Source organism: Streptomyces sp. NPDC001890 (assembly GCF_042891445.1).
In the GTDB taxonomy this organism is placed as follows: domain Bacteria; phylum Actinomycetota; class Actinomycetes; order Streptomycetales; family Streptomycetaceae; genus Streptomyces.
Window position 1 is genome coordinate 80,768 of the sequence record NZ_JBIATE010000025.1, and the last position, 13,032, is coordinate 93,799.

Annotated in this window: 10 protein-coding genes; 1 reads left to right on the plus strand and 9 read right to left on the minus strand. The window is 71.6% G+C overall.

Going from position 1 to position 13,032, the window contains the following annotated elements:
- Nucleotides 1–415: 415 nt before the first annotated feature.
- Complete coding sequence (locus ACFYY1_RS35565; protein WP_388593020.1) at nucleotides 416–1,171, plus strand: hypothetical protein; 756 nt, start codon at nucleotides 416–418, stop codon at nucleotides 1,169–1,171.
- Here ACFYY1_RS35565 and ACFYY1_RS35570 read toward each other — a convergent pair.
- The 9 genes from ACFYY1_RS35570 to ACFYY1_RS35610 form a co-directional block, all read right to left on the minus strand.
- Nucleotides 1,168–1,542 carry a hypothetical protein gene (locus ACFYY1_RS35570; RefSeq protein WP_388593023.1) on the minus strand — a complete coding sequence of 125 codons (375 nt, stop codon included), beginning with the start codon at nucleotides 1,540–1,542 and terminating at the stop codon, nucleotides 1,168–1,170. The genes ACFYY1_RS35565 and ACFYY1_RS35570 overlap by 4 nt on opposite strands.
- Before the next feature lie 545 nt (nucleotides 1,543–2,087).
- Entirely contained in the window at nucleotides 2,088–3,971 is a 1,884-nt protein-coding gene (locus ACFYY1_RS35575) for a hypothetical protein (protein WP_388593026.1), read from the minus strand.
- A gap of 491 nt (nucleotides 3,972–4,462) precedes the next feature.
- On the minus strand, nucleotides 4,463–4,648 hold the full coding sequence (locus tag ACFYY1_RS35580; RefSeq protein ID WP_388593028.1) for a hypothetical protein: 186 nt from the start codon (nucleotides 4,646–4,648) through the stop codon (nucleotides 4,463–4,465).
- The gene (locus ACFYY1_RS35585) at nucleotides 4,645–5,748 is read right to left on the minus strand and encodes an aminotransferase class I/II-fold pyridoxal phosphate-dependent enzyme (RefSeq protein ID WP_388593031.1); all 1,104 of its coding nucleotides are present in this window, start codon (nucleotides 5,746–5,748) and stop codon (nucleotides 4,645–4,647) included. The genes ACFYY1_RS35580 and ACFYY1_RS35585 overlap by 4 nt, the downstream gene beginning before the upstream one ends.
- Before the next feature lie 41 nt (nucleotides 5,749–5,789).
- Complete coding sequence (locus ACFYY1_RS35590) at nucleotides 5,790–6,911, minus strand: GNAT family N-acetyltransferase (RefSeq protein WP_388593032.1); 1,122 nt, start codon at nucleotides 6,909–6,911, stop codon at nucleotides 5,790–5,792.
- A complete protein-coding gene (locus ACFYY1_RS35595) occupies nucleotides 6,911–8,182 on the minus strand; it encodes an ATP-grasp domain-containing protein (protein WP_388593035.1) in 1,272 nt (423 codons plus the stop codon). The genes ACFYY1_RS35590 and ACFYY1_RS35595 overlap by 1 nt, the downstream gene beginning before the upstream one ends.
- 53 nt (nucleotides 8,183–8,235) lie before the next feature.
- Nucleotides 8,236–9,537, minus strand: coding sequence for an MFS transporter (locus tag ACFYY1_RS35600; RefSeq protein ID WP_388593037.1), 1,302 nt, complete (start codon nucleotides 9,535–9,537; stop codon nucleotides 8,236–8,238).
- Between the two features lie 62 nt (nucleotides 9,538–9,599).
- Entirely contained in the window at nucleotides 9,600–11,297 is a 1,698-nt protein-coding gene (locus tag ACFYY1_RS35605) for a collagen binding domain-containing protein (protein WP_388593039.1), read from the minus strand.
- 384 nt (nucleotides 11,298–11,681) lie between these two features.
- Nucleotides 11,682–12,968, minus strand: a complete 1,287-nt coding sequence (locus tag ACFYY1_RS35610; RefSeq protein ID WP_388593042.1) for an MFS transporter — start codon at nucleotides 12,966–12,968, stop codon at nucleotides 11,682–11,684.
- Nucleotides 12,969–13,032: the final 64 nt, after the last annotated feature.

Consider the following 13,032-nt stretch of genomic DNA (forward strand, 5'->3'; position numbering starts at 1 on the left):
GTACTCCGGGCCCGGGTGGCGCGGCGGGGCAGAATGCTGCGTGTGTCCGGCTCGAACGGGGTGTACGGCGGCCCGGTCTGGCGCGTGCTCGTCGGCCGGCCTGTCCTGCGCACGGTCCGCTCGGCGTGCATTTCCAGGGTCTTTGTCTGTCTTCCACCGGCCTCGCAACACCGCTGTGCCATCAACGTGTCCGCCAGGACGACGCCGTGCGGTAACTGGCCGACGAGGCCTTGTCGTAGCTCTTCCCGGCCACTGCCAATCCCTGGTGTCCTCTGGGTACTCGTGGACGCCAGGACTGTGGGCATGGGGGTCTCCACCAGCACCCTCAAGGGTGGCGATCGCGCGGGAGAACAACTGCCGCCTCTTGCGGTGAGTAGCATCCGCAGCAACAACCTAGGACAAGGAGCGTGCTGTCGTGGCCGATGAGCCCGAGCAGACCCCCATCCAGAACAAGTACGCACAGCAGTACGCCGACGACCTCGCGGCCAACCGCAAGGAACAGGACAGCATCACCACGCAGCTCGGCGATCTCCAGGAGCGCCTTGAACAACTCAAGGCCGAAGAAGCCTGGTTGGCCCAGGCCCAGGGCATTCTCGCCGGGACGGACGGGGCGCCGTCAGCGGCCGCGGAGGAACAGCGTGAGGTGGAAGGCGAGGCTCCTGCACCGGCCGAGGCCGTTGCTGATGTGCCCCGAACCCTTCCCGTGCAGCGGCAGGACCCCCAGACGAAGCCGGCCGCCAAGGGCAAGCCCGCCGCGAAGAAGGCGGCAAGAAGGACCACCGCTAAAACGGTCTCGGCACCGACCGTGGTCAGCAAGGCCACGGCGAAGAAGGCTACGGGCAAGAAGGCTGACGGGCTTGCGCTGCACGAACTCATGCTGCCCGTCCTCCTGAAATCCCCGGGCCACCCGCATACGGCGCGCGAGGTCCTCGACGCGTTCAACGCGGCACACCCCGAGCGAGCTACGACGATTCAGACGGTGCGCAACACCCTGGCGACCCTCGTAAAGAAGAACCTTGCGGAGAAGCTGCGCCAGCAGGGATCGGTGATGTTTACCGCGACCGCGCTCGCCGGCAAGGACGCCGTGCCCGCTACTGGCAGCGCCGCGGGCGGCGATAGTGTGCAGGGCGCCGAAACGGCTGAGTCCGGAAAGGTTCCGGCAAAGGTCTAGCCCCCGCCGCGTTCTGCCCGGGCGGCTGCGACGGATCGGCTGCCCGAGCGCCGCAGGTGCCCGGGCAGCAGTACAAGGCCGGTCAGAAGCTGAAAGACCGCAAGTCCCCATCCGAACGGGTAGTAGTCCTTCCCCAGGCCCCAGGCCAGGACGGCTGCAACGGCCCCCGCGCCCAGCCAGGCGACAGCCGCGCACGGCAGGCCGTCCCGGTTCCGGGCCACCCCCCAGGCTGCGACGGCCCCCAGGCCCAGCCAGGCCGCAGCGATGCTCAGCTCGGCGCGGATGCCCGTGACGGCGGCGACGAGGACGCAGGCGACTGCGCTCGCGGTCAGCGCGGTCCACGGCGGAACGGAGGTGGCGGGTCTGGTCACGATCTCTCCAATGGAGGGACGGGGCGCCCTAGCCCACCACGCCCCGCCCCCGCGACGCAACAGGTGCCCCGGCGCGCCATGCGGGACATCGAAGGGCCAGGCCAGGCCCCGCCCGGCGGCTGTGGCACAAGGAAGTTCTGCGGTGCGCGCGTTGGTGCGGCTCGTCGTCCTCGCCGCAGTGATGGCCGTGGCCGACGGCCGGGCCTGGGCCGTGTGGCGTGCGCCCGAGGGATGAATCACCACTGGTGTCGGTCGTGGCCGGGCGCCTGCTGGTGGTCGGCGGGCTGAGCGTATGGGTGGCGAGCACCCGACTCGGTCCCGCCGATGCCAGGTCCGAGAAGATCGTGGCGCAGGTGCAGGAGCTGTCCGAGCCGGCGGTCATCGTGATGAGTGCGGCCCTGGTCGTCCCGGTGGTGTGCGGCAGCGTGCACGCGCGGGTCCACGACGGGCCGGTTGCCGAGTCCGTGCGGATGCTGGGTGCCGAGCAGCGCGTCCGGTTCGGGCGACGGGTGACCAGGCGGGCGCTGTGCCGGGTGGGTTGTGGCTCAGGGCAGGCGGGTTCCGGCCGCCTGCGGTCCTTGAAGACTCTGGGCCTGGTGGTGCTGGTTGACGACCGGAGCGGCAATGGGTGCCTCTGTCTCAGACTGCTGTGCCCGCTGGCGGGACAACGCGGTGATCTGGTTGAGGCGCCCGGCGATCGAGTCGGGCGAGGAGGGTTCCAGGCCCGCCACACCGTCCAGTACCTGGACCGCCCGCAGCGTCAGCGGGCGGCTGCGCCGCAGGCCGGTGAAGTAGTCGTTGGCCTCCTGCATCGAGGTGCGGGCACGTACGACGTCCTCGGCGGTCACCGGCGGGCTGCCTGGCTCGACGATGCCGCTGCGGTATCGGGCCTCCAAGTCCTCCAGGGTCTGTCCCGTTTCTCCTATCGCTTGCCATGCCTCGTTGTAGGCGCCGAAGCCGAGGCCGGAGTGGTCGATCAGCTGGGAGCGCAGTTGGTGCAGACCTCGGCTGGTGTTGATGTGGGGGAAGAGCCGGTGCAGGGCGTCTCGGGTCAACTGGCGCTGTGCACCCAGCGTTTGAGCGATGCCGTTTTCGGCTTCGTTGACGTGCGCCATGAACTTCTTTTGCCCGGCCTGGATCTCATCTGTGGTGTGGGGGCGGCTGAGGATGGCCTCGGTGATGTGTGCGGCGCTGTCGATGGCGTCGTGTCTGGCTCTCACTCCGGCGTCCTCTGCCTCGGCCATGACGCTCGCGTGCATCAGCAGCGCGTGCTGCGCGTTGAGTTCGTTCAGCTCCCGGGTCAGGTCGGTCTGCAGGCGGACGGCCTGGTCCTCGCGGGGGCTGGCCGGCTGTTCGGGGTCGGCGTACGCCTCGGCCAGGGCGGTTGAGGCGTGTACGAGGCCGGTCATGGCCCGGTCGGCGGCACGTTGGGCCGCGGGTGAGACGCGGCGCCATTGCGCGGCGGCCTGCAGGTCGCCTGCCAGGAACTTCGGGTAGCCGGGGATCGCCTCCGGCTTGGTGTTGTCGGTATCCGGCCCAGCGGTGGTGGGCTGCTGGACTGCTTCGGCTGCGGCAAGTGCCTCGGCGAAGTCGTGGGCCGCGTCGTCCAGTAGCCGTTCCTCTCCGCTCGGGGTGATGCGGGAGAGGCGGTGCAGGTAGGCGCGGGCAGCCTGCTGTGCGGGGTGCTTGGGGTCGGGGTGGTCCTTGGCCACGGCTGAGGTCTGCGGGTGGTGGGTGATCAGGTGGTCCATGATGTTCCGCTGGGCGTGTTCGGCCCGGTCCCGGAGCTGGCCGAGTTCGATGCCGAAGGTGAGCTGGTTCAGGTAGCCCAGGGTGCCGAGGAGCCGGGGAATGCCCGCGTGGGTGGGATCGTCGGCGAGGGCGAGGGCGTCCAGGGTGTCCCGGGCTCCGGTCTGGAGCTGTTCGGGTCCCTCGGGCTGCGGATCGGTGTACTGGGCGGCGAGGTGGGTGAGGACCTGTTCGTTCGGGACGGTGCCCAGTGCGAGGGCCCAGATCTGACCGCCACGCCGCCACGATGACATGGCTGGTGTCTCGGGCCGGTAGAGGGTGGGGTCATCGGGCTGTACGTACCGGATGCGGTGATCGAGCCAGTCGGCGGCCTCGGCGGCCAGCGCGTCGGCCAGCAGCGCCGCCGTGCGCTGACCGTCGTGTTCCGGTGCCTGTGCTCGTTCCATCAGGGCCCGCTCGGCCTGCGCGAGGAGTTCGTCGGGGCGAAGCTCCTGCCAAACGGCGCCGCCATCGGCGCTGATGCGCATGGTCACGAGGAGCTCTTCCTCACGCTCGTGGGTCAGGTACCAGCGCATGGCCACGACAGGGTCGTTGATCAGCAGATCGGGGCCGGCGACGTCGGACAACCAGGGGTGGTTGTAGGTACTGGGCAGGGCGTAGAGGAGGTCGGTGTCGGGCATGCGTGACGTCTCCCTTGTCCCGGCGGCGGTGTGCCGTCTGAGTGGCTGTCGGTTCAGCCTTCCGCGCGCTGTGCGTCGGCGGGTCCGGTTCGTGGGCCAGTCCCGCAGGGTGGGAGTGCGGGCTCGGAAAGCTGCCCGCTGTGCTCCGCTGTGCGGTCTGGACTCGGTGCCTGGCGAACCGGGCCGGGGAATGGGGGGTGAGGGTCGGCCCCTGTTTCAGCTGGCGGTCATGGTTGTGTCGGGGTCTTTCTGCGGTGAGCGTCGGCTGTGTGAGCGGGGTCAGGCGACGCCTCCGGCGGCAAGGTAGCGCGCCCACCAGGCAGGGGAACGCGATGTACTCCGAAGATGGCCAGCGCGTTCGATGCGGATGTCCCCGCGGGTGGCGGAGGCGAGCGGGCTTCCGAGATGGCGGCCGGGAGGGTTCTGACTGTGGCCTAGAGTCCGCCCTGCTGCCCGGGCAGCAGAGCGGCGACGGCCCGCACCACCTGGTGTCACCGCTCGGGGTGTTCACTGTCACCGACGGGTTTGAAGCAGGCAGGGGATGGGGGTTCCAGCACGAACTTGCCTGCGTAGGGGATCGGCGGCCGGCGATCGGCCCGCGGTTGCTCGTATGCCTGGCGCAGGCGGGTGAGGGCTTCGGTGTAGCTCTCTGTCCGGGTGTCGATGGTGATCTTCATCGACACCTGGGGGTGGGGAGGCTGTCCAGGGCCTGCTGGAGTTGTGTGAACTCGGCCTCGGTGGTGGGGGCTGCGAGGCGCAGCCCGGGGGCTGTGCCGCGGGTGGCGCTGGTGAAGAGGCGGGCGGTGATGCCGTGGGTGTGAAGGTGCTCCAGGACGGGCTGCGGATCGGGAAGGTGCAGGAATCGGTAGTGGACGTCGGCCGGGACTACTGCGGTTCCGAAGCGTCTGGCCAGCAGGTTCTCAAGGCGGCGAGCGGTGGGGTGGATCCGGGCGAGCGTGGCGGGGAACCAGGTGTCGTCCGTCAGCGCGGCGGTGGCCAGGGTGATGTCGAGGAGAGACAGCGGCCAGGTGGGCAACTGGTCGGCGACGGCCTGGTGAAGTCGGCGGTTGCGGGTCCACAGCATGCCTGCCCTGGTGCCCGTGATTCCGTACGTCTTGCCTGTGGACTGCAGGGCGATGAGGTTGTCGGCGCTCGCTCCGGCGATGCTGCGGGCGCCAGGCTGGAACTGGATGTACTCCTCGTCGACGATCAGCACGGTGTCCGGATGGGCGCGGCACGCGGTCAGCAGTTCATCGCGCGGGATGTAGTGGCCGAGCGGGTTGGACGGGTTGGACAGGATGACGTAGTCGTAGGTGCCCATCGCCGTGTGCATGCGCTCGGCGCGGGCGGCGGGGGTGTCGTTCACGGCCTCTGCCGGGCCGAGGAAGTCGGCGTAGGAAAAGCGGCGCATCGTCTCGGTGTACTCGGGGGTGATGACGGCGACGCGGGCTGTACGGAGCAGCCGGGCGAGGATGACCAGGAACTCGGTGACGCCGCGGCCGGCGTGCATGTCCAGGTCGTCGATGCCGAGGCGGGTGGCGAAGGCGTCGAGGTAGAGGCGCTCGGCCCGGAAGGGACGGTGCGGGGCCTCGTAGGGCGGGGGCATCAGCCGGCCGGCGTGATGGTCGAGGAAGACCTGCAGGGCGGCCACGGCGGCGGGCGGCGGGCCGAGCCGGTTGGTGCACAGGCCGAGATCGAGGGTGATCATTCCTTCGGGAAGGCGGGTGAGGTCACCGCCCTGGACCGCGCTCGGGTCTGTCAGGAGGGGGAGATTCATGGCGGGTTCCGTTCTGCGCGTTGGGGCTGTGGGCAGGTGGTTCACCACAGGCTGTCCGGGGCAAGGTGCGGGGCGGCGTGCGCGCCGAGCCGCAGCGACAGGTCGGTCAGTGCGTCTGCGGTGGCCGGGGGCGCCGAGCTGGTGAGGTGGACGACGGTGCGCAGGACGGCCGCCTGGTAGCCCAGGCGTTTCTTGGCCTGGCAGTTCCAGCGCCCGGCGTCGATGGTGTGCGCGCCGTGCTCGATGGCCCAGCGGGCTGCGTCGTTCATCAGCCATGTGTAGGTGAGGTGTGCTGCGGGGTGGGTGTAGTCGATTCCGGAGGCCCAGAGGTACAGGCAGCCGTCGTAGAGCCAGCCGTAGATGCCGCCGGCCATGTTGCCGGTGGTGTCGTGGGCTGCGAGCAGGACGGTGCCGGGCACGGTGGTGAGGTACTGGAGCATGTCGAGGCCGTACAGGCTGGTGCCGTGGCGGTCTGCGGTGGTGTTGGCGAGGTCGGCGAATCCGGGGAGGGCGGTGTGCAGGGCGGGGCCGGTCAGCGCGGTGAGGGTGAGGCCCGCTTCGGTGCCCCGGCGCCACCGGCGCCGGATGTCCCGGCGGTGGCGGACGGGGGTGTTCTGCCACCACTGGTCGAGGCTGGTGCCCAGGCGGCGGGTAAAGACGACGTCGGTGGCGAGGTTGAGCGATGGGCGGCTGTTGCGGGGGGTCTTGGCCAGAAGGTCGGCCTGGCGGGTGTCGAGGCCGGGGAACACCAGGGCGCAGGCGCCGAGTTCGTCCGCCAGGCGCAGGCCTTCGGTGACGGCAGTACGGGCGGTGGCGGGGCTGGCGGTGCCGGCGCCGCTGTATTCGGCGTGCGGGCTGCCCGCCCACAGCACCGGGCCCGGCCACACGGGTGCGGTGCCTGCGTCGGTTTCCTGGGAGGTCCAGTAGGGGCTGCCGTCGGCGGGGGTGAGGTGGAAGGAGACGGTCTGGTGTGCTGTGCCGTCGTCGAGGTGGAGGTGTCGGTGGGTGAGGACCGTCTCGGTCCTCTGGCGTTGCCAGGCCGCGGCCCAGGCGCGGGTGCGGGAGGGGTGGGCGGCGGGGTGGCTGTCCGGCGGGGCGGCCAGCGTGTCGCTGTACCAGTGTGTGGCGACGTCGGCGGGGGCGGTGAGGATGGTGGCGGGCATCAGGCGGCCACCGTCTCGCCGCTGTGGGCGGGGGTGGTGTCGATGGTTGCGTGGATGGCGGTGAGGGCGTGGTCCAGGCGCTGTCGGCACTGCGCCGGGGTGTCTGCGGTGACCACGGCATGGGCGAGGCGGGAGTCGAGGCCGGAGGCGGGCGGCGGGGCGATGCGGGCGCCGCTCTGCTGCTCCAGGACGGCCCGTTCGCACCAGGAGGTGGTGGTGAGCGCGGGATCCGCTGTCAGTGAGAGGAGGCGGCCTGCGGTCTTCGGGTAGATGAAGCCGATCCCGGCCGCCTGGCGGCGGGTGGCCCTCGGGGCGGGGTCGAGGCCCATGGCCAGGTCGGCGGCGGCGGTCACCAGGTCGATTCCGGTGGCCAGGTGGACCAGGTGGGGGATCAGGTCGCCGCCCAGGCGCGGGTTGACCTCGATGAGACGCGGTCCGGCGGAGGTAAGGCGTATCTCGACGTGAGCCACACCGTGAGTGATGTCGAGGGCCTCAAGGGCCCTGATGGCGGTCTTCTCTGCCTCGTCCGTGACGGAACTGCGCAGTGCGGGGGCTACGAGGTGGCCGGTCTCCTCGAAGTAGGGCGGCGTGCCGAGCTGTTTGTGGGTGACTGCGGCGACCGTGTGCCCGCCGGGGCCCGCGACGACCTCGACACTGATCTCGGGGCCGTCCAGGTACTCCTCGGCGACGAGTCCGGCCGCGGTGACGCCGTGGTGACCGGCGGCACGGGCTGCGAACGCGTAGGCGTGTCCGAGTTCGTCGGGGCTGTCGATACGGATCACGCCTGCGCTTCCGGCCGCGGCGGCCGGTTTGAGTACGAAGGGGTAGCCGAGGTGTGCCGTGGCCGTGCGGAGCTGGGAGGGGTTGTTGACGGGGGCCCAGCGGGCCGAGGGCACTGCGTGGGCGTCGAACAGGGCACGTGCCACTGCCTTGTTGCGGCAGGCTCGTACCGCCTCGGGGTCCAGCCCCGCGGTCTTGAGGTGCTGGGCTATGGCGGCTGTGTGTGCGACGGCGAACTCGTTCCAGGTGAGTACTCCCCCGATTTCGTGTGCGGCTGCCAGGTCGTCGGCGGCGGTACGCAGCGCGGTCAGGTCGCCGAGGTCGGTCACCCGGTGGTCGGCGATGTACGGGTTCTGCCAGGTGGGCGGTTCGGTGTCCAGGAGCAGGATCCGGTAGCGGGAGGCCAGGGTTTTCAGGGCGTAGCCGCGGTAGAGGCTGTCACCGGCGCCGATCAGCAGCAGTGCGGGTGCGTCGGGGTCGGGCGTGGTCATCGGGTTCTTCTCCTTGGCCAAGGCGGTGTGGTGGGCAAGAGGTGTTGCGGGTGCTAGGAGGCGTTGGCGGGTACGTGGGGCCGGGTGGTGGGACGGGAGGCGGTGTGGTGGCGCAGCCCGGCGAAGCACCAGGTCAGTGCGGCGGCTTGCAGCAGGGCGCAGCCGGCCAGGAGGGCGGGGAGCAGGCGGGCGGGGGCGGCGGCGACGAGGAGGCCGGCCGCGGGCATGGGGGCGAGGACCAGCAGGACGGTGACGGCGAGGGTGCTGCCGAAGGCGTGAGGGGGGATCAGGTGGGTGCGCATGGTGCGCAGGACCACCGCCATGACGCCTTCGGCTCCCATGAGCAGGGCCACCAGCGTGGTGTACAGGGGCAGGGTGGGGGCGAGGGCGGCGGCGAGGCAGGCGGCGGAGGCGATCCCTGCCGCTGTGGCGCCGATGGGCCACAGGCCGAAGCGGTCGATGAGGGGGCGGCAGAGGGCTGTTGCGGCCAGGGTGGCTGCTCCGGCCGCGCTCCAGATCGCGCCGACGGTCGCGGTGCTGTGGGCGAAGGTGTGGGTGACGGTGATCGGGGCGCTGGCCTGGAGGAGTCCGGTGGCCAGGTTGGAGGCGGCGAGTGCTGCGACGAGGCAGCCGAGGGCGGGCAGTGTCCGCAGCGTCCGCCACCCGGTGCGCAGCCCGGCGGTGGGCGTGTTCTCGGCCGGGGCGGGGCGGGGGGTGGGGGCGGGGCGGATCAGTGCGGCTGCAAGGGACAGTGCGGTCACCGCGGCGAGCATCGCCGGTCCGCCGATGAGGAGGAGCAGCCCGCCCAGGAGGGGGCCGATGAGCATGGCACCTTGTTCGATGCCCATCTGCCATGTCTGGACTCGGTGGGCTTGGGGGCCGGCGCGGCGGCTGAGGTCGGCGCTGGTGGTCTCGATGCCGAGGAAGGAGAGTTCGGCGAGTCCTCCGCAGGAGGCACCGAGCAGCAGGACGGTGGTGATGGCTGTCCAGCCTTCGGGCGGGAGTGCTGCCAGGGCGGGGACGGCCAGTGCGGTGAGCAGGGTGCGGGCCGCGTTGGCCGTGCGGAAGACGCGGGCGGCTCCGTACCGGTCGACCAGGGTGCCGCCGCTTGCGAGGGCGCCCAGGCGCGGGATCCACTCGGCGGCGAAGACGAGCCCTGTCAGGAGGGTTGACCCGGTCGAGGTCAGTACGAGCAGGGGCAGGGCGTAGGTGATGACTGCGGTGGACAGTGCGTCGCACCCGCGCAGGACGTTGGTGCGGGCGAGGCGGTTCGGGTGGGGTGGGGTGGGGTCGGGGTCGCTCTTCGGCCGAAGCAATATGGGGGCTTGTTCGTGCGCTTCGGCCGAAGGCGTCATGGTTTCCTTTTTCGTCACCGGAGGGGGCCTGGGGCACGGGGCCCGTGCCCCAGGGCGGGGTGTCAGCGGGTCTTGGCCCGGCGGCGTGTTCCGGCCCAGATGGCGCCGCCTCCGGCGGCGGTGAGGGCGGCGGCCATGGCGATGAGCCAGGGGGTGCTGGCGGCGCCGGTGTGGGCGAGCTCCGCGGTGGGGGCGGGAGGCTGGGGGGCCGCGGCGGGGGGCTTGGGCGGGGTGGCCGGGGGCGGGGTCGTGGGGGTGGGGGTCTTGCTGTCCTTGAGGGTGAGGGTTACCTGGGCGGCAGGCCTGGCGGTGAAGCGCTGGGCTGCGGCATCGGCCTGGTATCCGGCGGGCGGGCGGGTTTCGCTGGCCCAGTAGTCGGTGCCGTTCTTGACCAGGACGTCGAGCTTGAGCTTGGCGGTGCCGTCCTTGCCGGTGGTCAGCCGGGCGATCTCCTTGCCCCGGGTGTGCCGGCTGCCGGTGAAGGTGTCGGCGTTGATCGTGATGACGGCCCCGGCCAGCGGTGCACCGGTGGCCTTGTCGACCTTCTTCACCACGAGTTCGCTCTTGTGGAACGGGTCGACGATGGTGATCGGGTTGGCGGCCGCGGTCTTGCCCTCGGTGATGGTGATGGTCTGGTCGGGCACCTTCTCGTGCAGACGGCTGCCGGTGTCCGTCTCGCGGAGCCGGTAGATGCCCGGGGCCAGGTTCTCGAAGGCCAGCGTGCCGTCGGCGCCGGTGGTGCCCTGGGCGACGGTTTTGCCGCTGCGGGGGTCGATGAGCTGGAAGGAGGCACCGGCCAGGCGGTCGCCGCCGGGGTCCTTCTTGTGGATGGTCACGCCGCCGGGAGCGGCGGTGACCGTGATGTCGGTGCCAGCCTTGGCGGTGGTGGTGTCGCCGGCCAGCAGCATCCGCTGGGCGGTGCTCTTGCGGGGGTGGAGGATCTTCAGCTGCGTACCGGGCAGGCCTGTGGCCTTGGCGCGGACGGTGGTGGTGCCCTTGTGGCCGGTGGTGAACTCCCAGGCGGCTTTGCCGTCCTGGCCGGTGGTGACCTGCCCGCTCTCCCCGTCCTGGCCCGACTCGGTGAGCACGACGTTGACTCCGGGCACCTTGGCGCCCGAGAGCTGGGCGGTGACCGAGACGGTGACCGACGTCTTCGTCCCGGCCGGTGTCTGTCTCACCTTCGGGGTGAGGGTCAGCCGGTAGGGGCCCGCGTACTTCTTCGCCTCGGTCAGGTAGCCCAGCGCCAGGGTCCGCGCGGACGGGGAGACGCCCGGGTAGCTCAGGCGCTGCTTGCCGCGTTCCCCGTCGATGCCGTAGGTGCCGCCTGCCAGCCACTCGTAGACGGCCGCGTCGACGGCGGCGGCCTGGGCCGCGTTGCGGGTCTGGCCGTACTTGCCCACGAGGTAGGAGGTGTAGGCGAGATGAGCGTCGGGGACACGGCGGCCGGTGGCCGAGGAGGTCCACTGGTCGACGGTGACCGGGCCGGTGTAGCCGCCCGCTTCGTCGGGCCCCTTGCGTTCGGGATCCCCGCAGTACGTTTCGTAGTTGCCGTACACCGTCATGCCGGGCGGCCCGTACGCGCCGATGTGGGAGGTGGCGGCGTGGCCGTCGCTGTCGGGGATCGTGTAGCCGGGGCCGTACTTGTCCGCCTGTCCCGAGGCCGCGTGGGCGGGTGCCCAGGCAAGGGTGCCGGCCGCCGTGGCGGCGATGACGACGGCCGCGGCCAGACGCGAAGGGGTGCGGACGAAAAGTGCGTGCATGGAGGGGTGATCTCCTTGGTCGGAAAAGGGGGGGTGGTGCGGGCCGGGAGACGGCGTCATCCGCCGGGCTGTGTGGACACGCCGGAGGGCTCCCGCCGTCCGGGAGCCCTCCGGGATCTACGGGGGCGGGCAGGTGGACGCGTCCGCCGGGCTGGCGGCGGACGCGGACGGGGCGGCGCCGACGGCACTCGCGGCAAGCACGGTGCGGCGGAGTACGGACCGGGTCGGCACAGCGGGCTCCTCGTGATCAGCGGGTGTGCCAGGGAGTGTGCAAGCGGGCGACGGCCCGCAGCCGGTGTTCCGTCCCGGGGTTCCAGGGCCCGGCACGGCGACCGTGCAGGACGTTCCGGAAGGTGGGAACAGTGCTTTGTGCTCTGCTTGTGCTCACGCGGCAGCAGGTGCGGATGCGGGCGTGGGCCGGGCCCCGAGCAGGAGTGCGCACAGGGCTGCGGCCATCAGCGGGACGGCGAAGTGACCGCCGAGCGGACCGGCCAGGGCGGTGCCTGCGGCCAGTCCCAGCCGGATCGCGCTGGATATCCAGCCGACCGCTTCGGTCGACGTTCCCGGCGGCGCGAGCGAGGTGAAGGTCAGGCTGGCCACGGTCAGCAGGGGAACGATCAAAGCCCCTGGCAGCATCGACAGAGCGAGGACCGCCGGGGCCGGGAGCGGGGCGAGCAGAGGGATCCAGCTGACCGTGAACGCGGCGCCCAGCAGCAGGAGATGGCGGGGGCGGGGGGCGGCCCGGGGCTGGAAGCGGACGAACAGCACGCCGCCGGCCAGTCCCGCTGCGGAGAACATCGCGGGCAGCGCACCCGCCAGCCAGGACGCGTTCTGCTCCTCGGCCACGGCGATCCCGGCGACGTCGAGCGAGCCGATCGTGGCGCCGAGGAAGACCAGGGAGACCAGCAGGGGCCGCATGGCGGGCGGGCGCAGCATGCCGGGCCTGCCGTGGCGGCGGGGTACGGCCCGCCAGGTGCGGGCGGGTCGTGTGGTGGCGAAAGCGAGGGAGCCGGCCCAGGTGACGGCGGCCGCCAGGGCGAGGGCCGCGGCCGGGGAGAGCCAGGTGGCCATCGCGATGGACAGGGCGGGACCGGTGACGTAGACGATCTGCTGGGTGGAGGAGTCCAGGGTGCAGGCGGTACGCACGTGCGCGGCGTCGGGCAGCAGGGTATTCCACAGTGATCTCAGCCCGCCCTCCAGCGGGGGGCATCCGGCTCCGGCCAGGACGACGCACACGGCGGTGAGCGGTAGGTGGGAGGTGCCCGCGAGGGCGAGGGTGCTCAGTGCGGTGACGACCAGGGCGGCTCCCAGGTGGCAGGGCAGGGGCAGGCCTCGCAGGTCGGCCAGCCGTCCCAGCAGCGGTAGTCCGAGTGCCGGGGCGATGCCGTAGAGCGCGGCCAGGAGACTGGCGGTCGCCAGGGAGTGGCCGTCCGCCTGCGCCGCCAGGATCAGGGCGACGGGCACCATGCCCAGCGACAGGCGGCCGGTCACCGAGGAGATCAACAGGCGGCTGCAATAGCGGTGGCGCAGCACGTCGTGGAAGGTCGGGGGGGTGCGCGGGGGCGCCGGGCCGTCGGCCGTTGCGAGCAGGGGGGACGGCTGCGGTGGGCCCGGAATCGCCCTCGGCGCCGGGGTGGGGCGGGGGATGTCGCGGACCTGCGCGTGTGCCATCGCTGCCTCTGCAAGGGGTGTGGGAGCGGAGAGAGAAAAGGGGCCGCCGCCCGTACACCGTGGC

Coding starts and splice junctions, on each gene's coding strand:
- ACFYY1_RS35610 (WP_388593042.1), bottom strand. CDS start 12,968: ATGGCACACGCGCAGGTCCGCGACATCCCCCGCCCCACCCCGGCGCCG.
- ACFYY1_RS35595 (WP_388593035.1), bottom strand. CDS start 8,182: ATGACCACGCCCGACCCCGACGCACCCGCACTGCTGCTGATCGGCGCC.
- ACFYY1_RS35600 (WP_388593037.1), bottom strand. CDS start 9,537: ATGACGCCTTCGGCCGAAGCGCACGAACAAGCCCCCATATTGCTTCGG.
- ACFYY1_RS35585 (WP_388593031.1), bottom strand. CDS start 5,748: ATGAATCTCCCCCTCCTGACAGACCCGAGCGCGGTCCAGGGCGGTGAC.
- ACFYY1_RS35590 (WP_388593032.1), bottom strand. CDS start 6,911: ATGCCCGCCACCATCCTCACCGCCCCCGCCGACGTCGCCACACACTGG.
- ACFYY1_RS35580 (WP_388593028.1), bottom strand. CDS start 4,648: ATGAAGATCACCATCGACACCCGGACAGAGAGCTACACCGAAGCCCTC.
- ACFYY1_RS35605 (WP_388593039.1), bottom strand. CDS start 11,297: ATGCACGCACTTTTCGTCCGCACCCCTTCGCGTCTGGCCGCGGCCGTC.
- ACFYY1_RS35575 (WP_388593026.1), bottom strand. CDS start 3,971: ATGCCCGACACCGACCTCCTCTACGCCCTGCCCAGTACCTACAACCAC.